This window comes from Sinorhizobium sp. 6-70, assembly GCF_030124375.1.
Lineage (GTDB): Bacteria > Pseudomonadota > Alphaproteobacteria > Rhizobiales > Rhizobiaceae > Sinorhizobium.
On sequence record NZ_JASKLS010000003.1, the window covers coordinates 83,917 to 106,041 of the forward strand.

The following is a 22,125-nucleotide window of genomic DNA, read 5'->3' on the forward strand; positions in this document are numbered from 1 at the left end:
TCCACCTCCTCAACTGCCCAAATGGTCGGCTCGGCGCCGCGCAAAGGACTCAAACCCGGCGCTCGATGTTCACGCCGAATGCCCTCTCGAGTTCCCTGACGACGACCGTCATGTCCTGAGTGGCGTTTCCATGGGCGTGCGCGAGTTCGTAAAACTGCTTGGCCAGCGCCGAGACCATCATTGGCGCCCCTGTGGCCTCGGCTTCGCTGACGCAAAGACGAAGGTCCTTGCACATGAGCTCAAGCCGGAAGCCGAAGTCGAACTGGCGGTCGAGAACGCGTTTTTCGAGAAGGTCTTCGGTCACGAAGCTGCGTGCCGTGCTGGCATTGAGCATCTCAAGGATCGTCTCGGCCGCCAGCCCGTACTTGATGCCGAACAAGGTGGCTTCGGCGGCAACGACCAAGTTCGCCCCGACGATCATGTTGTTGATCAACTTGAGCGCCTGCCCCTGGCCGACGCGATCTCCCACATGCACCACGTTGCGACCGTAGCAGTCGAAGACGGCCCTCAAGGCGTCGAAGGCTTTTTCCTCACCGGAGATCATGACCGAAAGCGTGCCCGCTTCCGCACCCCGCATGCCGCCGGCGAGCGGGCCGTCGAGTGCGGTTATCTGCCTTTGTGCCAGTGCCTCGGCCACCTTTCGAGCGACGCTTGGGCCGGTCGTCGAGTGGTCGACATAGATTTTCGCTCTCGCGCCGTGGACGAGGCCATTTTCCCCAAGTGCAACGCGCTCGACGATATCCGGTGTCGGAAGGCAGACGAGCACGGCGTCCGCGGCGTCGCCAACCGCCTTCGGAGAACTGCACACGCTCGCTCCCAATGACGCGAAGCGCTCAAGGATCTCGCTGCTCGTGTCGTGAACGTGAAGCTTGAAGCCGGCTCCGGCGATGTGCCGGGCCATGTGCGCTCCCATCGCGCCGAGGCCAATGAAGCCGATGTCTCTAAACGAGCGAGATGTGTGATTTTCCATGGTCTCCTCCACCATCAGGTCAGGCGCTTAGTACGGTCCGTAAATGCCCGTTTCTTCAAGTGAGAATTCGGCCGCTACCGTTGACCAGAACTCAACAGTTCGGGTGCATCCCGGTGTTGAATTTTAGTCAACGATCAAGGCCAGAAAACTCGCTCACACCCGCCGGGGCTTTCTGGGATCGTGGTGCAAGGTCGAGACGACCGTTTGACTGACAGCACGGAGGAGGAGCGCGATGTCAGATACTCTTGGCAACACATCGAATATCCGCATTGACAGCCAGCCGCAGCATGCGGGGACGCTGACCTATGCGCAAAAGAAGGCGGTCGTCGCCGCAACGCTTGGCACGATCGTCGAATACGCGGACTGGGTCATCTACGCGACCTTTGCATCGATCCTGGCGCAGCAATACTTCCCGGCGGGCGACAGCCTGACGGCGTTGCTGCAGGTGTTCGCCGTGTTCGCGGTCGGCTTCGTGATGCGGCCGATCGGTGGCGCAGTCCTCGGTGCATTCGCCGACCGATATGGAAGAAAAGCGGGTCTGACACTCTCCATTCTACTCATGTCCGTTGCTTCGTTCGCGATCGGCGTCTGCCCCGGATATGACACCATCGGCATCGCAGCTCCGATCGTCCTTGTGATCGCACGATTGGTCCAGGGTTTCTCGGCCGGTGGTGAATTCGGCTCGGCGTCGGCGTTTCTTGTCGAGTCCGCGCCCGCCGAGCGGCGGGCATTCGCCGGTTCCTGGCAATGGTTCGCCATCAACGCCGGAACGCTGGTGTCGTTCGTGCTGGGCTATGTCCTTGCTGCATTCGGCAGCGAAACCGGCCTGACCGATTGGGGCTGGCGCGTTGCCTTCGTGGTGGCCGCCCTTCTGGGACTGATCACGCTTTGGATACGCCTCTCCGTTGGGGAGACCGAAGTCTTCAAGAAACGGATCGCCGTCGAAGGGGTCCCCCAGAACCCACTGAGGGACGTGATCTTCAAGCACCGCGGTGATGCGCTGCGCGTTATCGGCATCGCAATGTCGGGCAACCTCCTGAACTACGTCTGGATGGTGAACTATCCGTCCTACCTTCACATCGTAACGGGCATGCCACGTGCGGAAACGCTGCTCATCGGCGTCATCGCAGTGACGATCTCGCTGTTCATCATTCCGTTCGTCGGCAAGCTCGCTGACAATATCGGGCGGAAGCCCGTACTGATTGGCTTTGCGCTGTTGTCCGCCCTCTGGGCATGGCCGAGCTTCGCTCTGCTCTATCCGGGCATGAGCTTCGTCGAAGGACTCGCCATGATGACGATTGCGATGGTGATCATGACGGGTTTTGCCGGCGCTGCCGCCGTGCTGATGGTCGAGCAGTTTCCGGCCCGGGTCCGCGTCACGGGGGTTGCCTTGCCCTATGCGCTCTCGGTGACGCTTTTCGGTGGCACGGCCCCATACATCATCACCGTCATGAACGGGGCAGGATACGGCGGCTATACATGGCTCTATCTGGCGGCGGTCTGCCTCGTGGCAGCGGCTGTCTATGCGAGCCTGCCTGAGACGAAGGGACAGCCGCTGCGATAGGCGGAGGCTCGTCCACACGACCGCTCCTCGGTACGGTGCAGGTCAAGAAAGAGGCGCGCGGCCAATGGTAGCCGCGCGCCTCTTTCGTTGGCCCATGGGTCATGCCTTGGCCAGATCGGCCGTTTTCAGGCTGGAGCCGTCGCCAGACTCTGCCTGATCGAGAAGCCATGTGCGGAAACGCCTGAACGCCGGGCTTCTCAGGCGGTTGCGCGGATAGATGAAATAGTAGGTGAAGTCACCGCGATCGAGGGTGAAATCGATCGGTTGAACGAGGCGGCCGGTGCGGAGATCGTCGGCAAACAGCGCCTTTTGCGCGATCATGACACCCTGGCCTTCAAGCGTTGCCTGATAGGCGAGCGTCGAGCTTGCGTATTTGTCGCCGGCATAGGCATCGATGTCCGAACCACCTGCGGCTTCGAGCCAGTATCGCCAATCATCCGGCCTGACGAACGAGTGCAGCAGGGGCACCTGCTTCAGGTCGGCCACATCGTTGATGCCCCGCTCGGATGCGAATGACGGCGTGCACAATGGCACCAGCTCATTCCTCATCACCCGGTCCACCTCGACGCCGGGCCAGTTTCCGTCGCCAAGGCGAATGGCTCCGTCGACGCTCTCCCGCTCGAAGTCCACCATTTCGTTGGAGGTCGTGAGTCGCACTTCCGTTGTTGCATTCGATTGATGAAACGTGCCGAGCCGCGGAATGAGCCATTTCATGGCGAAGGTGGTGTAGGCCCGAACCCTCAGGATCTCGACGGATTTCCGCCCCGTCAGCTTCTGGGTCTCTTCGCGTATTCCATCCAGGTGTCGGCTCACGGCGGCCAGGTAACGCTCCCCTTCGGCCGTCAACACGATCTCGCGCGGATCGCGACGGAAAAGGCGAACGCCGAGATAGGCCTCGAGGCGTTGGACCTGCCGGCTCACGGCGCCCGGGGTCACTAGCAGTTCTTCCGCCGCACGTCGGATGCTCTGGAGGCGTCCGGCGGCCTCGAAGGCTCGCAGCGCATTTAAGGGCGGCAGCATGTCCATGGCAGAACATAGCGATACTGTTGCCTTTTAGTCAACGGTGGCGGCAGCCTTTGTCGTTCTTAGAAAATCCGCGGTTCGACTACCCTTCCTGTATCGAATTTCAGTTCAATAGGTGGAGGAACCCCCAATGACCTCGATCGAGGTGGCGAGCCGCACCGGATCTCGCGACGAAGCCGTGTGCCTGGATGCATCACGGGAGAAGGACACAGGGAAGGCGGTGTTTCCGCGCATACCGGGAACGTCGCCTTCGGCGGATCGCTTTCATCCGATCAACTTGTCGCCGGAGGCAATCCTTTATAGCCACACGACAATCCATCCGAACCCGAAGACCGGCCTGAAGCCGTTCGTGCTCGTCTACGCCGATTTTCCGGAAGACGTCAGGGTCTTCGGACGCTTGGAGCTCGCCGACGGCGAGAAGCCGGAGATCGGTTCGCGGCTCTGCGTCCGCAGCAAAGGCGAGGGGGCCGATCCGAACGCCGACTATTTCTTCACGGTCGCCAAGGGAGGAAAATCGTGACCAGCCAGGTTTATATCGCCGGGGCGGCAATGACGCCCTTCGGTCGTCATAACGAGCTTTCCATGCAGGGTCTGGCGCAGGCCGCCGTTCTCAATGCATTGAAGGACGCCAGCGTGCGCCGAGAAGAGGTTCAGGCGATCTATGCCGCCAATGTCTACGGCGGAATGGTGCTGGGCCAGGTTCTGATGCGCGACACGGGCATCACCGGGCCCGCCCTTTACAATGTCGAGAACGCCTGCGCCAGCGGTGCCACGGCTGTGCATCTCGCCTGCCAGGCGTTGAGGCTCGGACTTTACGAGACCGTCGTCGTGTTCGGCGTCGAGCAGCTGACGCAGCTCGGCGGCGGCACCATCCCGCTTCAGCGCAACGACTACAAGACAGAGCTCTATGCGTCCCATGGAATGACCCTGCCGACGGTCTACGCGATGAGAGGCACGCGCTACCTTCACGAAAGGGGCGAAACGGCCGAGCTGCTCGCCCGCGTTGCCGTGAAGAACAGGGCGCATGGCGCACGCAATCCTCTCGCCCAGCAGCGTACCGAAGTGACACTTGAGGAGGTGCTCAATTCGAGGCCGGTGGCAGAGCCATTGACCTTGCTGCAATGCTGCCCGTCGGCGGTGGACGGCGCGGCGGCAGTCGTGCTCACGACCCGTCGCCCGACGCAGCATTCGGCGGCAGTCCGCATCCTGGCGTCCGCGGTTCAGTCGGGATACCAGGAGCTCGGCTGTGACGACATCCTGGACGCGGAGATTACCGCCAGGACGGCTCGTCTTGCCTACGAACAGTCGGGCGTCGACCCGAAGGACGTCAACCTGGTCGAGCTTCACGACGCCTTCACGATCGCGGAACTGCTCTACTACGAAGCTCTGCAACTGGCCAAACCCGGCGAAGGTGGCGAATTGCTTCGCAGCGGCGCCACGGCACTGGGCGGCCGAGTTCCCGTAAATCCCAGCGGCGGCCTTCTGGCGAAGGGGCACCCGCTCGGCGCGACAGGTGTGGCCCAGATGGTCGAAATCGTCTGGCAACTCCAGAATCGCGCGGACGGACGACAGATCGAGAACGCAAAAATCGGCCTGACGCAGTGCACGGGCGGCGGCATCGCCGGCGTCGACCACGCCGCATCCGCGGTCCACATCCTGGGGGTGTAAGATGAGCGACAATCAGATTGCCATCGTGACCGGCGGCGCGCGCGGAATTGGTCTGGGCGTAGCCGAGAAATTGTTGGAGGCGGGCAACGCAGTCGCCCTCGTGGACTTCGACGCCCAGACGCTCGCCGCAACAGTGGACACGTTGAAGAGCAGTTACGGAGACGGGAAGTTGCTCGGTGTGCAGGCGGATATCACCAGCCGCGAGCAGGTCGAAAATGCGGTCGCGGACGTGCGGGAGCATTTTGGGCGGATCGATATCCTCGTGAACAATGCCGGGATTGTCCGCGATCGCCGACTGGTCAAAATGGAGGAGGACGATTGGGATAGTGTCATCGCTACCAATCTGAAGTCCCAGTTCCTGACCTGCAAAAGCGTCGTTCCGGCGATGATCGAGCAGCGATACGGGCGCATCATCAATATCTCGTCGCGGGCCTGGCTCGGCGGTTTCGGCCAGGCCAACTATTCGGCGGCGAAAGGCGGCGTCGTCAGCCTGACCCGCAGCCTTGCGATCGAGCTGGCGTCTCAGGGCATCACCGTGAACGCCGTCGCACCCGGGATCGTGGCGACGCCGCTGTTCCAGACCTTCGCCGACGACGTGCAGGAGCGTTTGAAGAAAAGCGTGCCGATGCAGCGCATCGGCACACCCGACGACATTGCCCAGGCAGTGATGTTCTTCGCCGCGAAGGCGAGTTCCTACATCACGGGCCAGTTGCTCTACGTCTGCGGCGGCCGGTCATTGTCGAGTCCTAGCGTGTGAGCCGAAGATGCCCATCAAAACCACCACCGAAAACCATGTTGCAACGATCCGCATCGACCGTCCCGACAAGCTGAATGCGCTGGATGTCGAGCACCTCGTCGATCTGCGGAGGGAACTGAGCCTCGCCAATGAAGACCGATCCGTCAGAGTGATCGTCTTGACCGGGGCAGGGCGCGCCTTCTGCGTCGGTGCCGATCTGGGTGCCACGATCGACTCCGATCACAGCTTCGTAGAAGCATTCAACCTTTCGCGCGCAGAGGCGGCCGAGCGCGGCCTCTATATAAAGCTGTTCGATCTGAAGTCCCTGGATATCAAAAAGCCGTTGATCGCGGCGGTGAATGGCTTTTGCCTCGGCGGCGGCCTCGAGCTGGCGCTCCAGTGCGACTTCATCATCGCCTCGAGGAATGCGGCCTTCGGGCTGCCCGAGGTTGCGGTTTCAAGCCTGCCGGCCGGCGGCGGCGTGCCAAGCATCCTCAACGCGGTTCCAAGGAACATCGCAATGAGATTGCTGCTGACGGGCGAAAGGATCGATGCGGCCCGCGCCTACGATATCGGCCTGGTAACAGAGCTGGCTCCCGAGGATGAACTGGAGGCAGCCGTTGCGAAAGTGGCGGCGACGATCGCCAGCAACGGTCCGCTGGCAGTTCAACTGGTGAAGATGCTCGCCACCGAGGCGGCGGACATGACGACCGCACAGGCCTTCCGGCTCTCGGAACTGGCTTGGGGCGTCCTTCGGGACAGCGAGGATCGGCGCGAGGGGCGGATCGCGTTCCGCGAGAAGCGAAGGCCTGTTTACATCGGGCGCTGAACGTCGCGGCCTGGCGGACGCCGGCTCGGCATCGGGGGTTGCGTCAACTCAAAAGCCGTTCCCGCTCACGTTCATAGTAGCGCTCGAGCGACGGCAGTTCTGTCTTGAGCTGATCGAACAACGGGTCATCGGCGGCGACCGCGCCGCGATACTTCGCTTCGAGAAAATGGTGATGGTGTTGGAGCGCGGTCTCACTGGCACCATCAGCGACCGTAAATACCGGCGAGACCTCGCTTCGGCCCTTGACGGTGATCCGGTCGATTTCGGCGGTCGGAAATCTCGCCGCCGCAAGCTTCGCCGTCCGCTCGCCGAGCAGCAGGGAGATGCCGTAGTCCTTCGACGCTCCCTCGAGGCGCGAGGCGAGATTGACCGCGTCGCCAAGTGCCGAATAGTCGAAGCGGCGGGCGGACCCCATGTTGCCGACGACGCATTCGCCCGTATTGATGCCGATGCCGATCCGCAAGGTCTTCGGCGGACGTCCTGCCGCCGTTGCTTCGGCTTCGAGTTCCGCGTTGAGGTTTGCGAGAGCGGTGAGCATGTCGCGCGCCGCCTGAACGGCGTGGACCGCGTGGTCTGGATCGTCGAGCGGGGCGTTCCAGAACGCCATCAGGCAGTCGCCGATATACTTGTCGATCGTGCCGCCCCGGTTGAGCACGGCCTCTGAAAGCGGGGTCAGGAGCCTGTTGATAAGCGTCGTCAGTCCCTCCGGATCGTCCCTCATGTCCTCCGAAATCGTCGTAAAACCGCGAACGTCACAGAAGAGGATCGTGAGCGTGCGCCTCTCGCCGCCGAGCTTCAGCTGCGAAGGATCCTGGGCCAGCCGTTCGACGAGCGCGGGCGAGAGATACTGTGAAAAGGCACGCGTGATTTCGCGTCGCTGTCTGCGCTCCTCGGCATAGTCGAGACCCGCCTGTCCGACCGCAACGCCGAAGAAAGCCAGTCCGGGGCCGAGCGGCGAGACGAACACGTGGCCGAGACGCATAAGGGCATAGCTTGCCAGGAAGATCAGGGTGAGTGCAGCGGCGCCGTAGCCGAGTGTCCTCCAGCTTGTCGATTTGGAGACTGTCAGAGCCGCGGCCAAGGCGGCGAGGACGATCGCCGGTATGGCGATCGTCGCGCCCCCCCGCTTGATGAACAGCCGCTGCACGAGATTGTCGTAGATCGTCGCCTGGACTTCGGCGCCGGCGACGAGGCTGCGCGAAAACACCGTGTCGGAGATGGCAAAGGCATCGACTCCCCCGGCCGCAAGCGACGGTGCATTCTGCAGGCTCAGGCCGACGATGACGACGCGATCACGAAAGATGCCCTCCGGCAGGAAATTTTCCGGATCGAGCGCCTGGTAATAGGAAACGGTCGGGTAGGTGCGCGCCGGGCCGAAGGTCTGGATCAGGGCTCCCGTCGGCGGCGGCGCCGGGCCTGCTCCAGCGACGGTTGCAAGTGTCAGCGCGAAGCCGTCCGCATAGGGCGGCATCTGCCTGAGCGTACCGTCGCCGCTCAGATTGACCGAGGCGATGCCCACTTTCGCGCCCGTCGCCGTGAAAAGCGGCAGCGGTTCGGTGCGGACGTACTGGTCGGCCTGCGGTGTCTCGATCACCGACTGGTCGCCGGCAAGCACGATGTCGGGCCCGAGGACCGCGGCCAGTGCCGCATCGCTTTCCGCGGCAGCGGCCGGCTCGGCAAAAATGACGTCGAGGGCAATCGCCCGCGCGCCGGCGCGTCTCAGCGATTCGATCAGGCGCGCGTGCAGTGCGCGCGGCCAGGGCCATTGGCTGCCGATTTCCGCCATCGACGGCTCGTCAATCGCGACGATGATCGGACCATCTTCCGGGAGCGGAGGCCGGCCGATGATCGAGAGATAGTCATAGGCGCGCAGATCGACGAGCGACCAGCTGCCCGTCAGCGAGACAAGCGAGACGAGGGCGGCGACGAAGGCCGTCAAGACGGCAAGTTTCATCCGCCGCGTGGAACGGCGAATTCGTTCGACTGCCGCGGAAAAGCGTTGGGGGACGAGCGCTGGAGCGGGGGCGTTCATCAGAACCGCACTTTAACGGTGCCCTTGACGGTCGGCCCCCAGCCGGGAAGGCCGTCGCGCACCTCGAATTCCTCGTCGAGCAGGTTGAAGCCGGCGAGTTCCAACTCGAACCGCTTGTCGAAGGGCTCCCATAGGAGGGATGCATCGAGGGTCCAGAAGTCGTCGAGCGTCGTGCCGAGATCCGAGGTGCGCTCGCCCACATAGTTCGCTGCAACCGTCGTCTTGATGTTGGCGGTGTTAACCCACGTCAGCGCGATCTGGCCCGAATTCTCCGGCAGGAATGGAAGGTCGCCCCCCGTTGAGAGGTCGTCGCTTTCCGTCCGGGCCACGGTTGCCGACAGACCGAGACCGTGGCCGAGCGCCAGATTGGCGGTCAGCGCCAGGCGGTCGAGTCTGGCCTTGTCGAAGGCAAAGTCCGTGATTGAGAACGGGAGATCGATTGAGCCGTTTCGAATTTCCTGATGCTGGTAGTCAACCGCGGTGAAGAGCCAATCGTTCCATTCGGCGTCCCACCGCAGAGCCAACGTGTCGGCATAGCCTTGCGTGCCGATCAGGAACTGGTTCGGCTGCAGCCCGACGATGCCGACCGGCGCCAGCGTTGCCGTACCGAAATTGTAACCTTCGCGCTGGACGGCCGCGCGCAGCCAATGACCCTCGGCCGGTGCCCAGGCGACACCGAGCTTCGGCTCCGGCCGGATATTGTTGTCGTTGACGTCCTCGATGTAGCGGGCGAACAGCGCGCCTTCGACCTTGAGATCGGGCGTGATTTCGTAGATGCCGTCGATATAGGCCTTTGCCACGGCCTGCGTAGACGACTGGAAGTCGGTCACGCTGAAGGGAGGCGGCGGAACGATGAGACTAATCTGCGTCTTCGTATCCGACCTGATTTTCCCGCCTTCCACGCCGTAGCGCCACGTCAGGTCACCGTCGCCATACATATGGTTCAAAGCAGCGATGTAGGTACGCTCCTTAGCCTCAACATCGCTGCTTAATTTAACCGCGCCGAAGTCCTCGGTGTCGGTATCTTCGGTGCGGAGTTCATTGAAGAATAGCGCAGCGTTACCGACGTTGCGGTAGCCGAATGTGTGGCTCCAGGCGAGGCCGGAAAGAATACCAGAAGCTTCGTGTCCTATGTCGATGTCCGGCGGGACCGGCAGCAGTTCGCGAAATTCATCGACATCCGAATAATTGGCGAAGCCGACTATACGATCGTCGGGAGTCGGACTGGCCGTGATGTAGCCGTTACCTCCGATAAGCCTCAGTTCGCGTTCAATGCGCGCGCCTCCGGACTCGATCGTGTCTCTCGGCTCCTCCCACTGGAACGTGCCAAAAACGCTGATCGGAAACGGGGATACCGTAAATCCTCGTACCGCAGCTTCACCAATCCATCCGGTATGATCTTCGTTTGCGATGAACCCGCCGCCAAGTTCTGTTTCAAAGAACGGCGAACGCAGCAAATTGACGGTGCGCTCGCGGCTAGCGAGCATATGCGGTTCGATCATGAGCCCCTGGATCAGAGCGGAGAAGCTGCCCGGGTTGATCGTGTTCGTGATGGCGTTGGCGGCAAAATCGAACGTGTTGAAGAACGGATTGACGCTGCCGCGGACCGCCTGGTCGACATAGCTTGCGCCGGTGAAGGGATCGAAGACGGCGTCGCCGTAATATTGGCCCCAGGCGTCGAGCCCCTGTAGGCGGAAGGCGTCGTTGAGCGTCGAGCCCTGCTCCTGATTGGCGCCGAGCGCCGCCGTGTCGCCGCCTTTGGCGCGGGTGCGGCGCATTGCTTCCTGGGCGTTGCGGATTGCGCCGTCGGCGTCGTAGGCATCGATCGCAAGGGCGGTGCGCACGGTCGCCACGACCGGATCGTTCGGATCGAGCCTGTCGGCATTGTCGAGTGCCTGAGCCGCCGGAATGCGGTCACCTTTCTCGTAGTGCGCGGCGGCGAGCAGGAGCTGCGCATTGGAATAGGCAGGGTTGGCGGTGGAGCCCGCGAGCAGGTCTTCGACCGCCTTGTCCACGTCACCGTTCTGCAGGTGATAACGGCCGCGGGCCACCAGAGCGATATCGAAAGAAGGATCGACGGCAAGGGCGGTATCGAGCTCACGCTTTGCCTCGGCCATCCGCGTTTCGTCGAGATACTGGACGGCAAGGTTCGCATGCGCGACCGGGTCCAGCGGGTCGAGCGCGATCGCTTGCTTGAAAGCGGCCTCCGCGGCCCGGTTGTCGCCGCGAACACCCTGGACCAGACCCAGGGAATTCCAGATGGACGAGGAGCCCGGGGCAGTCTCCAGCGCCTTGTTGAGATCGGCGAGGGCGCCCTCGAGATCGTTGTCGATATGATAGCGATAGTGGGCGCGGGCCTCTAGTGCCGTCGGATCGTTGGGATCGATCGCAAGTGCCCGTTCGACTCCGTCGCGCAGCTCGTCGCGATCATCGAGCAACATGGCGAGCTGCGCGCGCGCTGCCGGCAATGTCGGATCGTCGGGATATCTCTGCTCGGCCCTTTTGATCACCTCGATCGCTGCGGGAATGTCTTCCCGGAAACCTGCGGTCCAGGCCTGCGCCATCCCAGCATAGCGGCCGCTTGCGTTCCGCGGCGGTTCCTCCACCCGATTGGGGTCAGCAAGCCCGCGCGCGAAATAGCCGCCATAGGCAGCGATCGTCCGGCGGCTCGGGTCGAGCCCGCGTTCGGCCTTCGAGAACAGGCGAGCCGCCTCCCGATACTGGTTCGAGGAGCCGGCGATCAACCCCCTGATCAGGTCGGCGCGTGCAACCTGCGAGCCGGAGAGACCGCGCCTGGTCGCCTCCGAAAGAGCGGCTTGGGCTTTCTGGCGGCCGTTCAGCGACAGATAGATTTCGGCAAGCGCCAGCCAGTCCTCGGTCGAGCGAGAGGCCTCCGGCTCTGCCTCGATCCGCGCGCGCTCACGACGCATCTGCGGAACGCTGAGCGGTGTCGCCGGCATCCAGACGAAGGCGTTGCGCAGTGACAGATGGAAGAGCATCTGCTCGCGGTCTTTCGGCGTGATGATTACGATCTTGGTTGGAGCGCTGCCGATCGCCGCGACGGCGCCTTCGCCCTGCTTCACGGTCACGCTGCCATAGGCGTTGCTGAGCTCGACAACACCCTCGAGAACGACCAGCGAAGTCTTGCCGTCTCCTCCGACGGTCAGCGTCCAGTCCGTTCCGCGGATGGCGGCGGTTGCAGCGGGTGTGTCGATCACCAGGCCTTCACCGCCACGCTCGGCGCGGGCCCAGATCGTGCCCGATTGCAATTCCAGGCTGGAGTCGCCCGCGCCGATCTGTTTGACGCGCAAGGCGGTGTTGCGTCCGAGCCGGATCTGCGTGTGGTCGCTGAAGAGGACGGCGAGCGCGCCTACCGCATTGGTGCGCAAGACGTCGCCGGGGAGCAGATCCTGGGCGAGATCAACGACGCGCCAGTTGGAGACGTCGACGAAGCGCACCTCCTCGCCGGTTTTGCGGGCGATGACGGATCCGGCCGCGGGCGCCTGGCGCGGAATCGGCTCGGCAAACGTCGGCCACGGCGCAAGCAGCACCGTGGCGGCAAACATGACCCCCGATAAACGTCCCCTCATTGCCGAGTCCCACCCTCGTTCTTGCGAATCCAGTGGATTTTCAGGAGAAAAAAGTCAAGTTCCCTGTGATGCCGCGGCTTTTTTTATCGCTACGGTGTATTAAGAGGGAAACAGTGCGAGGGGGCAGGTTTAGATGGCGATTAGCGAAAGCGTATACAGCATAGACCTTTCGGATGAAGTATTACCGCTGGAGCTCGGACCAAGCGCGTATTACGACCACATACGGAAGATCAACGACGTCTTTTACGACCAAATAAAGATGTCGGACCAGAAGGCGGCCTACATCTTCACTTTCATGTTTGCCTTCCTCATCAGTTCGGCCGAGGGAAGAAACGTGTTCACTTGGCAACGCTATCTCGGTGATGATCCATTGGCGATGATTTTATCGGCATTGCTGGCGATTGCTTCAATCTTCTCGATCATTTCGGCGATCCTCGTCGTTCTGCCGCGAAAGAGCGCGACGTCGACGACGCTCTTCTGGGGTGGGTGGCTGTCGCATCGCGAGACGTTCCGCAAAGCCGCAGCCGGCGGCCACCCGGCCTATCTGTTCCAGCAATATATCGAGAATGCTGACGCCCTTGCGTCGATCGCGTGCAGCAAATACCGCTTCGTCAATCTTGCTTTTCGGGGATTGATCGTCACGGTGCTTGCCTACGTGGCGATCCTGGCGACCGGCTGACATCGGCCCTCCATCAGCGGCGAGTGCCTCTCAAGCTCATATATGGCATTGTGGAAAACGGTCTTGAGTTCAGGGCGATAGCGCCTTTTCGTCATCCGCGTTTCGGGCGCGCCTTGGAAAAGCCCAATCGGCAACCAAGGGTGTGATTCCCACCCTTCCTGCGCTCTGTTCGCTGAACGATTGAGCGCCGGCCACCGCTGCCGATCCCGAAAAGGAGACCATGTATGAAAAAGAGTTTTGCCGTGAAGGCGTCCGTCGCGGCGCTGGTTCTCGCGGGGACGATGGCCGCCAATGCCGCCGACTTCCCAAGCTATCCGGCTCCAGCGCCGGCGCCGGCGCTGGAGCCGGATCTGCATGGGGGCGTGAAGATCGGCTATCTGGACTGCAACATCGGCGGCGGCGCCGGCTATGTTCTTGGCTCGGCCAAGGAAGTTGACTGCGTCTTTCGGTCCACGCTCGCGGGCGAGGCTTCGGATCACTATCAGGGCGAGATCAGGAAACTCGGCGTCGATCTCGGTTTCACCACGCGCAGCCGGGTGATCTGGGCGGTGCTGGCGCCGACCGCCGGTTATCACCGCGGGTCCCTGGGCGGCATCTACCAGGGTGCGTCGGCCGAAGCGACCGTCGGCGCCGGCGTCGGTGCAAATGTGCTCATCGGCGGTACGTCCGGCTCGATTCATCTGCAGGCGCTCAGCGTAACCGGCCAGCTTGGGCTCAATATCGCTGCCGCCGGGACGTCGATGACGCTCAACGCTGTCAACTAGATCACTTCACGGCTTCATTGAAACGGCGAAATGATCTAACTCTTTGGAACTACGCAATTCCTGGCGGAAAACCGCTACACGCTTTTCCTGGAATTGCTTGAAACCCCGTCGCTGGCGGCCTCGCCTGGCAGCGACGAACGTACAGGGTGTCGTATTAGTTTGCGGGGGGAATTGCGTGGGGGCAACCGTTCGTTCTTGTCTGTTGGCGGCTTGCGTGGCGGCATCGCCTGCTGGTGCGCGCGCCGAATGGCAGGCAGTCGAGAAAGTGCGAACCTATACCATTTCGGGCGAAACCGGTGCCGAGCTCTATGCCTCGATCGGCGAGCGGGGGCCGAAGCTGGGTCCGGTTCGCGCGATCGCGCACACGGATTTCAAGCTGACCTGGACGCGCAAATACGAGCCGCAGGGTGATGCCTGCGTCCTTTCGACGGCGAAGCCGAAGCTTACGATCACCTATATGCTGCCGAAGCCCGCAAAGGCATTGCCGGCCGGTCCGCGGGAGGATTGGGAGACGTTCATCGCCGGCGTGCACGAGCACGAGCGGGTGCATGGCGATTTCATCAAGGACATGGTGCGTCAGATCGAAAGCGCCTCAGTCGGCCTGACGGTGCCCGACGACCCGGCATGCCGCAAGATCAGGACCGAACTGACCAAGCGCCTCGGCGCACTTTCGCTGGCGCAGCGGCAGCGCAGCCGGGATTTCGACCGGGTCGAGATGAGCGACGGCGGCAATGTTCACCAGCTTATCCTGAAGCTGGTGAACGGCCGTAGCATCGTGGCTCAACCGTAACGGACGAGAAATTCCTCGGCGGTCAGATGGCGGAAGTCGTCGAGCGCGCGCCGCAGCTGGGTATGGTCCCAATCCCACCAGGCAAGACGATCCATGCGTCGGCCTATCTCGGCCGTGAATCGCTCACGGATGAGCTTTGCCGGAACGCCGCCGACGATCGTATAGGGGGCGACGTCCTTGGAGACGACGGCGCCGGCGCCGATCACCGCGCCGTTGCCGACACTTACGCCCGGCAGGATCGTCGCTCCGTGGCCGATCCAGACATCATGGCCGATCGTCACCCGGTTCTGCCGCCGCCAGGCGAAGAGATCGTGGTCGAGGTCGGCATCCTCCCAATAGTTCGGCGCGCGATAGGTGAAATGGTGCAGCGTCGCGCGCCAGGTCGGATGGTTGGTGGCGTTGATGCGCACCGAGGCAGCGATGTTGACGAACTTGCCGACCGTCGCGCACCAGATCGAGCCGTCCTGCATGATGTAGGAATAGTCGCCGAACTCGACCTCGTCGAGACGCGAACGCTCCTGGACTTCGCTGTAGCGGCCGAGCGTCGAATTCCTGACGCTTGCCGTCGGATGAATGAAGGGTTCGATGCCGAGTTTCTGGCTCATGCCGCCTGCTTCCTCGGCGAGAATTCGGAGACGTCGATGATGCGGTCGGCGACCGCGTCGCGCACTTCCTCGTCGTGGAAGATGCCGATCAGAGCCGTGCCTTCCGCTTTCTTCTTGGCGATCATCTCGACCACAACGGCGCGGTTCTTCGCGTCGAGCGAGGCGGTCGGCTCGTCGAGCAGCAGGATCCTGTGATCGGTGATGAAGCCGCGGGCGATGTTGACCCGCTGCTGCTCGCCGCCGGAAAAGGTGGCGGGCGGCAGCGACCAGAGTTCCGTCGGCAGGTTGAGCTTCGCAAGCAGTTCCGCCGCCCGGTCGCGCGCCTCCGCGACAGCAACGCCGCGCGCCTGTAAGGGTTCAGCGACGATGTCGAGGGCGGAGACGCGTGGCACGACGCGCAGGAACTGGCTGACATAGCCGAGCGTCGTGCGCCGCACTTCGAGCACGGTGCGCGGCTCTGCCGTCGCAAGATTTACCAACCGGCCGTCATGCTCCATGAGGATCTGGCCTTCGTCGACGCCGTAATTGCCGTAGAGCATCTTGAGGATCGAGCTCTTGCCGACGCCCGAGGGGCCGCCGAGCACGACGCATTCGCCGGCCTTGACCGAGAAGGAGACATTGGCGACCACCGGCAGGCGTACGCCGTCACGCAAGTGCATGGTGAAGCTCTTGGCGACTTCTGAAACAACGAGTGGAGTAGCCATGACTATTACTTTCCTTTGCGCATGATCTTGTCCGAAAACCGGATTCCACTTTTCGAGATCATGCGTCACACCTGGAGAATCGAGGAAACGAGAAGCTGGGTGTAGGGCTCGCGCGGATCGTCGAGCACCCGGTCGGTGAGCCCCTGTTCGATGACGGCGCCGTCCTTCATCACCATCATCCGGTGCGACAGGAGGCGCGCCACGGCGAGGTCATGGGTCACGATGATCGCGGCAAGGCCGAGATCGTGGACGAGCCCGCGCACGAGATCGAGCAGGCGTGCCTGCACCGAGACGTCGAGGCCGCCGGTCGGCTCGTCCATGAAGACGAGGCGAGGAGAGGTCACGAGATTGCGGGCGATCTGCAGGCGTTGGCGCATCCCGCCGGAGAACGCGCGCGGCTGGTCATCGATCCGGTCCTCATCGATTTCGACGCGGGTAAGCCAGTCCTTTGCCGTGGCGCGGATGTTGCCGTAGTGGCGGTCGCCGACGGCCATCAGGCGCTCCCCGACGTTGGCGCCGGCCGAAACCGTCATCCTCAGTCCGTCGGCCGGGTTCTGGTGGACGAAGCCCCAGTCGGTGCGCATCAGAAAGCGCCGTTCGGCCTCGCCCATGCGGGCGAGATCGCGGTATTGCCCGTCACGCATATGGTATTCGACGATCCCGGAGGTCGGCATCAGCCGGGTCGAGAGGCACGAGAGAAGCGTCGTCTTGCCGGACCCCGATTCGCCGACGATGGCGAGCACCTCTCCCGGGTAGAGCTCGAAGGAGACGTTCCGGCATCCGATGCGGCTGCCGTAGAATTTCGAGACGTCGTTGACTTTCAGAAGCGGAACGGCGCTCATTCTGCGGCCTCCTGGCTTTCCTGCGTTGGGCGGGCGAGCATCTGTCCGGCATGGCCATGCGCGCGCCGGTCTTCGCAGTGGTCGGTATCGGAGCAGACGAACATGCGCCCGCCCTTGTCGTCGAGCACCACTTCGTCGAGATAGACGTTCTCGGCGCCGCAGAGCGCGCAGGGCTTGTCGAATTGCTGGATCTCGAAGGGATGGTCCTCGAAATCGAGGCTGACGACCTCCGTATAGGGCGGCACCGCGTAGATGCGCTTTTCGCGGCCGGCGCCGAAGAGCTGAAGCGCTTCCGACATATGCATCTTCGGATTATCGAATTTCGGTGTCGGCGAGGGATCCATCACGTAGCGGCCCTCGACCTTGACCGGATAGGCATAGGTCGTGGCGATATGGCCGTTGCGGGCGATGTCCTCGTAAAGCTTCACATGCATGAGGCCGTATTCTTCAAGCGCATGCATCTTGCGCGTCTCGGTCTCGCGCGGCTCGAGGAAACGCAAGGGTTCCGGGATCGGCACCTGATAGACCAGCGTCTGGCCCTCCTTCAGCGTCTCCTCGGGAATGCGGTGGCGGGTCTGGATGATCGTCGCGTCTTTCGTCTTCGTGGTGACGGCGACGTCGGCGACCTTCTGGAAGAAGGCGCGGATCGAGACGGCATTGGTGGTGTCGTCGGCGCCCTGGTCGATGACCTTCAAAACGTCGTTCGGGCCGAGGATCGAGGCAGTCACCTGCACCCCGCCAGTGCCCCAGCCATAGGGCATCGGCATTTCGCGCGAGGCGAACGGCACCTGGTAGCCGGGAATGGCAACCGCTTTCAGGATCGCCCGGCGGATCATCCGCTTCGTCTGTTCATCGAGGTAGGCGAAATTATAGGTGGCAAGGTCGTTCATTCGGCGGCCTCCTTCATGCCGTCCTCGCCGCCGGCGCGGGCGGCCTCGTATTCGCGGCGCATGCGCCGCACCAGATCGAGCTCGGCCTGGAAGTCGACGTAGTGCGGCAGCTTCAGATGCTCGACGAAGCCGGTCGCCTGGACGTTGTCCGCATGCGAGATGACGAATTCCTGATCCTGGGCGGGGGCGACGATGTCCTCGCTGAACTCGTCGGTGCGAAGCGCCCGGTCGACAAGCGACATCGACATGGCCTTGCGCTCGCTCTGGCCGAAGACGAGGCCGTAGCCGCGGGTGAACTGCGGCGGCTGTTTGGCCGAGCCCTTGAACTGGTTGACCATCTGGCACTCAGTAACGCGGATCAGCCCGAGCGAGACGGCGAAGCCAAGCTCCGGCAGGTCGAGCTCTACCTCCACCTCGCCGATCCGGACTTCGCCGACGAAGGGGTGGGTGCGGCCATAGCCACGCTGGGTGGAATAGGCGAGTGCCAGCAGGAAGCCCTCGTCGCCGCGGGCAAGCGCCTGCAGTCGAAGGTCGCGCGCCATCGGGAACTCCATCGGCTCGCGCGTCAGGTCGCCCATCACATGGCCTTCCGGCATCCGGCCGTCGCCCTCGATGAGGCCTTCACCATCGAGAATGTCGGAAACACGCATGACGTGCTCGCCGGGTTCCTTGGCCGCCGGCTCTGCGACCGCCTCGTCTGCGATCAGCGAGGGGTCGAGCAGGCGGTGCGTGTAGTCGAAGGTGGGGCCAAGAAGCTGGCCGCCCGGCAGGTCCTTGTAGGTTGCCGAGACGCGGCGCTCGACCTTCATCGTCGCCGTGTCGACCGGCTCGGAATAGCCGAAGCGGGGCAGCGTCGTGCGATAGGCCCGCAGGATGAAGATCGCCTCGATCATGTCGCCGCGCGCCTGGCGCACGGCGAGCGCCGCAAGCGCCGGGTCATAAAGTGAGGCCTCGGCCATCACGCGGTCGACGGCGAGCCCGAGCTGTTCGACGACCTGCTCGATGGTGATCGAGGGCAGCGAGCGGTCGCCGCGGCGGCGATCGGCGAGCAGGCGATGGGCATTGGCAATGGCGGCTTCCCCGCCCTTGACGGCTACATACATGGATCACGCCTCCTTCCGGGCGGGATAAGGAAAAGTGTGAGGCGGTTTTCCGCCCGTATCCCGCGCGTTCTCGTCAAGTGAGAGCTTCGTCGTACGCGGCAGGCAGAGCACCGCGTCACCTGCCGCCAGGAGCAGGTCGATGCCGCGCGGGAAAATCGCCCTGTTCGCCGTCCAGAACTCGAGGAAGAGGTCGGGAAGGCCTGTGGGGGCGATGATGGTTTCGTCCTTGATTCCCGGTCCCTTGGCGATAAGCGGTTGGCCACCCGTGAATGCCTCGACCTCGATCACCAGCGTTGTCGAGCGATCGGGATATTCCTGCGTGCCGAGTGCGAACTGGTCGAAACTGGGCACCGCGCCGCCCCTCTCGATGAAGGCGAAGCGGGCGTCATCCTTTGTTTCGGTCACCGGCGCACCGGTGTGGAAGGCGATCCATTGCGGCACGGCGGACTTTGCGAGCGCAGGGGAGAGCCAAACGGGTGTATCGTGGTCGCAGAGCGTCAGCGCAACGGCGCCGCTCGCCTTGCCGAGGGGCGAGGGCGGCGAGGCGAGCGCCGCGAGGCTAGCAACGGTGCCCGGGCGGGCGAAGCAATCCATCAGAGCGCGGAACACGGATTGCGCCTGGAATACCGGGTCGGCGAAAGCGCCGGCGTAGATTTGCGATTGCGCGGCCATCAGTCGTCTCCCCGGACCATGGTGAAGAAATCGACGCGGGTCGCGGCGGTCTCTTCCGCCTTTCGACGGTCTTCGGCTTCGATGCGGGCGGCGATCAGCCGGTGCAGCGCTTCGACTGCCGGGCGATGCCTCTCGGTCTGGAAGAGCGCATCGAAGATCGCGGCGAAGCGGGCCCGTTCCTTGTCGGTGCCGAGCATCTGTCCATGGCCGATCTCGCCGCTGGCGAGCCTGACCGTAGCGCGCGACACGGTTGCCTCGCCGAGATTGAAGGCGTCGCCGCCGCCGCCGATCCGGCCGCGCACCATGACGAGCCCCGTTTCCGGGCCGCGTACCGGCGCCACGTCCGGGCTGTCGGTGATCGCCTCCCAGGCGCCGGCAAGTTCCGCGAGCGTGGCGCGGGCGAGAAGCCGCATGCCTTCCCGACGTTCTGCGGCTGGGTCCGGCAGCGCCTCATGTTTCTGCGTTGCGTCCATCGTTCACTCCAAAATGTCTATTGATCTAGACAACTATACATCTTATATCTTTCCTTAACGTTCGCAAATGACAGGCTTGTGACATCGGCGAAGAAAATGGGGCGAGAACTCAGGACAAGGAAAATGGCGTTGAAGAAAGTGGTCGAACGGCAGACCGGCGTGGCGCTCTGGCGGCAGATCGCCGATCGCATCCGGCTTTCGATCAGCAATGGCGACTATGACGCGACCGGCATGGTGCCGCCGGAGACGGTGCTGGCGCAGGAATTCGGCGTCAACCGCCACACGGTTCGCAGCGCTTTGGCGGCGCTTGGCGAGGAAGGCCTTGTCCGCGCCGTCCAGGGGCGAGGCACCATGATCACGCGCAAGGATCGCGTCAGCTATCCGATCTCGCGGCGCACCCGCTTTTCGCAGGGGCTCGGCCGGCAGGTGAAGGAGATCGGCACACGGCTGCTTGGCCACGCGGAAGTGCCGGCGAGCGGCGAGATCGCGGCCGCCCTTGCCATTTCCCCCGGCTCCCTGCTCATAGAATTGCGGACGGTCAGCAGCGGCGACGGTCGGCCGCTCTCCATGTCATTCAGCTATTTTCCGGTAGATCGTTTTCCGCGGATGGCCGAGGAATATTCCCAGCTCGGCTCCATCACCAAGGCCTTTGCCGCGCAGGGGCTCGATGACTATGTGCGCGTTTCGACCGAAATCGTCGCGCGGCATGCCGATGCGGACGAGCTTTCGCAGTTGAAGCTGTCGCCCGGTGCGATCGTGATGGAAGCGCAATCGGTGAACGCCGACCTCGACGGCAAGCCCGTCGAATTTTCGCGCACGCGCTTTGCGGCCGACCGGATGAAGCTCAGGATCGAGACTTAGAGCAACAACTTCGGTTGAATCGGCAGAGCGACTGCTCCACGGGAGCATTCGCCTGCCGGCACATTCCCCCCCCGGCAAGCGGAGGAGAAGGTACCCGCGGCGACGCTCTGCTCCCAGAGTACCCTCCGCGGCGAATTCGTCGATATCCTTCATTCGCTTGCACCGTCCGAATAAGGCAATGCGCCGCATTTCCGACGCGTTTTTGCCGCATCTACTAAACTGCTTTTATGCATGTCGTTGTCTGAAAACCGCTGCACACTTTTGGACGACATGCATTAAGCTTCGCAGGATCCACGCATTGACTTCTCTGGGGGAGAATAAAAATGGCGACGTGGCGACCCGATCCTTCCTTCTATCCATCACCCCGTATGGCCGCAAAGGCCCCAAAGGAAACCATCGCCTATGTGGCGGCATTCGATCCGGACCGACAGCGACCGGATGCGATCGCGGTGGTCGACGTCGATTCGACCTCCACGAGCTATTCTCAGATCGTCGGGCAGGTCGACATGCCGAACGTCGGCGACGAACTGCATCACTTCGGCTGGAATGCCTGTTCGTCCTGCCTTTGCCCCAATGCGCCGCATCCTCATGTCGAGCGCCGCTATCTGGTCGTGCCGGGCCTGAGGTCGTCGCGGCTTCATATCCTCGACACCAAGCCGGATCCCAAAAATCCGCGGATCGTCCGTGTGATCGATCCGGCGGAAATTGCCGAGAAGGCAAACTACTCCCGGCTGCACACCATCCATTGCGGACCGGAGGGCATCTATGTCAACGCGCTTGCCGACCGCGACGGCAACGCTCCCGGTGGCATCTTCCTGCTCGACCACGACAGCTTCGACGTGCTCGGGCAATGGGAGATGGATCGTGGACCGCAGCAGCTCGCCTATGATTTCTGGTGGCATCTCGGCCATGACACGATGATTACCAGCGAGTGGGGAACGCCGGAAAACTTCGAAAACGGCCTGGTTCCGGAGGTGCTGCTCGGTTCGAAATACGGGCGCAGGCTGCATTTCTGGGATCTCAACAAGCGCAAGCACGTGCAGGAGATCGATCTCGGCGAAGAGCATCAGCTGGTCTTCGAATTGCGTCCCGCCCACGATCCGACCAAGGCTTATGGTTTCGTCGGCTGTGTGATCAGTCTCAAAGATCTCTCCGCCTCGATCTGGACCTGGTATCGAGACGGCGACCAGTGGGCGGTGAAGAAAGTGATCGAGATTCCCGCCGAGCCGGCCGACCCGGACCTCCTGCCGCCCGTGCTCAAGGGGTTCAAGGCGGTCGCTCCGCTCGTGACCGACATCGATCTCTCGATGGACGACCGGTTCCTCTACGT

20 protein-coding genes and 1 pseudogene are annotated in these 22,125 nt (G+C 62.9%); 10 read left to right on the plus strand and 11 right to left on the minus strand.

What is annotated here, in order from left to right; translation table 11 throughout:
* Positions 1-49: 49 nt before the first annotated feature.
* Positions 50-970 carry an NAD(P)-dependent oxidoreductase gene (locus QN222_RS07510; RefSeq protein ID WP_283965912.1) on the minus strand — a complete coding sequence of 307 codons (921 nt, stop codon included), beginning with the start codon at positions 968-970 and terminating at the stop codon, positions 50-52.
* A gap of 232 nt (positions 971-1,202) precedes the next feature.
* Between QN222_RS07510 and QN222_RS07515 the strand changes: the two genes are divergently transcribed.
* The gene (locus QN222_RS07515) at positions 1,203-2,534 is read left to right on the plus strand and encodes an MFS transporter (protein WP_284005343.1); all 1,332 of its coding nucleotides are present in this window, start codon (positions 1,203-1,205) and stop codon (positions 2,532-2,534) included.
* Positions 2,535-2,633: 99 nt separating this feature from the next.
* Here the strand turns inward: QN222_RS07515 and gcvA are convergent, their stop codons facing one another.
* Complete coding sequence (gene gcvA, locus QN222_RS07520; protein WP_283965160.1) at positions 2,634-3,560, minus strand: transcriptional regulator GcvA; 927 nt, start codon at positions 3,558-3,560, stop codon at positions 2,634-2,636.
* 127 nt (positions 3,561-3,687) lie between these two features.
* Between gcvA and QN222_RS07525 the strand changes: the two genes are divergently transcribed.
* From QN222_RS07525 to QN222_RS07540, 4 genes are read left to right on the plus strand one after another with little or no spacing between them, the layout of a single operon-like run.
* The gene (locus QN222_RS07525) at positions 3,688-4,077 is read left to right on the plus strand and encodes an OB-fold domain-containing protein (RefSeq protein WP_283965161.1); all 390 of its coding nucleotides are present in this window, start codon (positions 3,688-3,690) and stop codon (positions 4,075-4,077) included.
* On the plus strand, positions 4,074-5,225 hold the full coding sequence (locus QN222_RS07530; RefSeq protein ID WP_283965162.1) for a thiolase family protein: 1,152 nt from the start codon (positions 4,074-4,076) through the stop codon (positions 5,223-5,225). Before QN222_RS07525 ends, QN222_RS07530 begins: the two co-directional genes overlap by 4 nt.
* A 1-nt stretch (position 5,226) precedes the next feature.
* Positions 5,227-5,982, plus strand: a complete 756-nt coding sequence (locus tag QN222_RS07535; protein ID WP_283965163.1) for an SDR family NAD(P)-dependent oxidoreductase — start codon at positions 5,227-5,229, stop codon at positions 5,980-5,982.
* A gap of 7 nt (positions 5,983-5,989) precedes the next feature.
* Positions 5,990-6,790 carry an enoyl-CoA hydratase/isomerase family protein gene (locus QN222_RS07540; RefSeq protein WP_283965164.1) on the plus strand — a complete coding sequence of 267 codons (801 nt, stop codon included), beginning with the start codon at positions 5,990-5,992 and terminating at the stop codon, positions 6,788-6,790.
* 43 nt (positions 6,791-6,833) lie between these two features.
* Here the strand turns inward: QN222_RS07540 and QN222_RS07545 are convergent, their stop codons facing one another.
* Positions 6,834-8,822 (minus strand): CHASE2 domain-containing protein, encoded by a 1,989-nt coding sequence (locus QN222_RS07545; RefSeq protein WP_283965165.1) that lies wholly within the window; start codon positions 8,820-8,822, stop codon positions 6,834-6,836.
* The gene (locus tag QN222_RS07550; RefSeq protein WP_283965166.1) at positions 8,822-12,412 is read right to left on the minus strand and encodes a FecR domain-containing protein; all 3,591 of its coding nucleotides are present in this window, start codon (positions 12,410-12,412) and stop codon (positions 8,822-8,824) included. The genes QN222_RS07545 and QN222_RS07550 overlap by 1 nt, the downstream gene beginning before the upstream one ends.
* Before the next feature lie 133 nt (positions 12,413-12,545).
* Between QN222_RS07550 and QN222_RS07555 the strand changes: the two genes are divergently transcribed.
* From QN222_RS07555 to QN222_RS07565, 3 genes are all read left to right on the plus strand, one after another.
* Positions 12,546-13,091 (plus strand): Pycsar system effector family protein, encoded by a 546-nt coding sequence (locus tag QN222_RS07555; protein ID WP_283965167.1) that lies wholly within the window; start codon positions 12,546-12,548, stop codon positions 13,089-13,091.
* A gap of 224 nt (positions 13,092-13,315) precedes the next feature.
* Positions 13,316-13,855, plus strand: a complete 540-nt coding sequence (locus QN222_RS07560) for a DUF992 domain-containing protein (protein WP_284005344.1) — start codon at positions 13,316-13,318, stop codon at positions 13,853-13,855.
* Positions 13,856-14,030: 175 nt separating this feature from the next.
* A complete protein-coding gene (locus QN222_RS07565; RefSeq protein WP_283965169.1) occupies positions 14,031-14,645 on the plus strand; it encodes a DUF922 domain-containing Zn-dependent protease in 615 nt (204 codons plus the stop codon).
* On the opposite strand, the gene QN222_RS07570 is transcribed toward QN222_RS07565, so the two are convergent.
* From QN222_RS07570 to phnG, 7 genes and pseudogenes are all read right to left on the minus strand, one after another.
* Positions 14,636-15,250, minus strand: a complete 615-nt coding sequence (locus QN222_RS07570) for a DapH/DapD/GlmU-related protein (RefSeq protein WP_283965170.1) — start codon at positions 15,248-15,250, stop codon at positions 14,636-14,638. The two genes, QN222_RS07565 and QN222_RS07570, sit on opposite strands and share 10 nt — an antisense overlap.
* Entirely contained in the window at positions 15,247-15,954 is a 708-nt protein-coding gene (phnL, locus tag QN222_RS07575) for a phosphonate C-P lyase system protein PhnL (RefSeq protein ID WP_283965171.1), read from the minus strand. The genes QN222_RS07570 and phnL overlap by 4 nt, the downstream gene beginning before the upstream one ends.
* Before the next feature lie 65 nt (positions 15,955-16,019).
* Positions 16,020-16,796: a phosphonate C-P lyase system protein PhnK gene (phnK, locus tag QN222_RS07580; protein ID WP_180943400.1), complete on the minus strand. Its 777-nt coding sequence runs from the start codon at positions 16,794-16,796 to the stop codon at positions 16,020-16,022.
* Positions 16,793-17,686: an alpha-D-ribose 1-methylphosphonate 5-phosphate C-P-lyase PhnJ gene (locus tag QN222_RS07585; RefSeq protein WP_283965172.1), complete on the minus strand. Its 894-nt coding sequence runs from the start codon at positions 17,684-17,686 to the stop codon at positions 16,793-16,795. The genes phnK and QN222_RS07585 overlap by 4 nt, the downstream gene beginning before the upstream one ends.
* Positions 17,683-18,789 (minus strand): carbon-phosphorus lyase complex subunit PhnI, encoded by a 1,107-nt coding sequence (locus tag QN222_RS07590; protein ID WP_180943402.1) that lies wholly within the window; start codon positions 18,787-18,789, stop codon positions 17,683-17,685. The genes QN222_RS07585 and QN222_RS07590 overlap by 4 nt, the downstream gene beginning before the upstream one ends.
* A gap of 72 nt (positions 18,790-18,861) precedes the next feature.
* A pseudogene (gene phnH, locus QN222_RS07595) lies at positions 18,862-19,461 on the minus strand (phosphonate C-P lyase system protein PhnH); the annotation flags it as partial.
* Entirely contained in the window at positions 19,461-19,934 is a 474-nt protein-coding gene (gene phnG / locus QN222_RS07600) for a phosphonate C-P lyase system protein PhnG (RefSeq protein WP_283965203.1), read from the minus strand. The gene phnG and the pseudogene phnH, both read right to left, overlap by 1 nt.
* 123 nt (positions 19,935-20,057) lie before the next feature.
* On the opposite strand from phnG, the gene phnF reads away from it, so the two are divergent.
* A complete protein-coding gene (gene phnF / locus QN222_RS07605; protein ID WP_283965204.1) occupies positions 20,058-20,795 on the plus strand; it encodes a phosphonate metabolism transcriptional regulator PhnF in 738 nt (245 codons plus the stop codon).
* A gap of 323 nt (positions 20,796-21,118) precedes the next feature.
* On the plus strand, positions 21,119-22,125 hold a 1,007-nt coding region (locus QN222_RS07610), incomplete at its 3' end, for a selenium-binding protein SBP56-related protein (RefSeq protein ID WP_284005348.1).

Bases quoted from the DNA above. Each gene is read 5' to 3' on its own strand.
- QN222_RS07510 (WP_283965912.1), bottom strand. From the start codon at position 970: ATGGAAAATCACACATCTCGCTCGTTTAGAGACATCGGCTTCATTGGC.
- QN222_RS07515 (WP_284005343.1), top strand. From the start codon at position 1,203: ATGTCAGATACTCTTGGCAACACATCGAATATCCGCATTGACAGCCAG.
- gcvA (WP_283965160.1), bottom strand. From the start codon at position 3,560: ATGGACATGCTGCCGCCCTTAAATGCGCTGCGAGCCTTCGAGGCCGCC.
- QN222_RS07525 (WP_283965161.1), top strand. From the start codon at position 3,688: ATGACCTCGATCGAGGTGGCGAGCCGCACCGGATCTCGCGACGAAGCC.
- QN222_RS07535 (WP_283965163.1), top strand. From the start codon at position 5,227: ATGAGCGACAATCAGATTGCCATCGTGACCGGCGGCGCGCGCGGAATT.
- QN222_RS07540 (WP_283965164.1), top strand. From the start codon at position 5,990: ATGCCCATCAAAACCACCACCGAAAACCATGTTGCAACGATCCGCATC.
- QN222_RS07545 (WP_283965165.1), bottom strand. From the start codon at position 8,822: ATGAACGCCCCCGCTCCAGCGCTCGTCCCCCAACGCTTTTCCGCGGCA.
- QN222_RS07550 (WP_283965166.1), bottom strand. From the start codon at position 12,412: ATGAGGGGACGTTTATCGGGGGTCATGTTTGCCGCCACGGTGCTGCTT.
- QN222_RS07555 (WP_283965167.1), top strand. From the start codon at position 12,546: ATGGCGATTAGCGAAAGCGTATACAGCATAGACCTTTCGGATGAAGTA.
- QN222_RS07560 (WP_284005344.1), top strand. From the start codon at position 13,316: ATGAAAAAGAGTTTTGCCGTGAAGGCGTCCGTCGCGGCGCTGGTTCTC.
- QN222_RS07570 (WP_283965170.1), bottom strand. From the start codon at position 15,250: ATGAGCCAGAAACTCGGCATCGAACCCTTCATTCATCCGACGGCAAGC.
- phnL (WP_283965171.1), bottom strand. From the start codon at position 15,954: ATGGCTACTCCACTCGTTGTTTCAGAAGTCGCCAAGAGCTTCACCATG.
- phnK (WP_180943400.1), bottom strand. From the start codon at position 16,796: ATGAGCGCCGTTCCGCTTCTGAAAGTCAACGACGTCTCGAAATTCTAC.
- QN222_RS07585 (WP_283965172.1), bottom strand. From the start codon at position 17,686: ATGAACGACCTTGCCACCTATAATTTCGCCTACCTCGATGAACAGACG.
- QN222_RS07590 (WP_180943402.1), bottom strand. From the start codon at position 18,789: ATGTATGTAGCCGTCAAGGGCGGGGAAGCCGCCATTGCCAATGCCCAT.
- phnG (WP_283965203.1), bottom strand. From the start codon at position 19,934: ATGGACGCAACGCAGAAACATGAGGCGCTGCCGGACCCAGCCGCAGAA.
- phnF (WP_283965204.1), top strand. From the start codon at position 20,058: ATGGCGTTGAAGAAAGTGGTCGAACGGCAGACCGGCGTGGCGCTCTGG.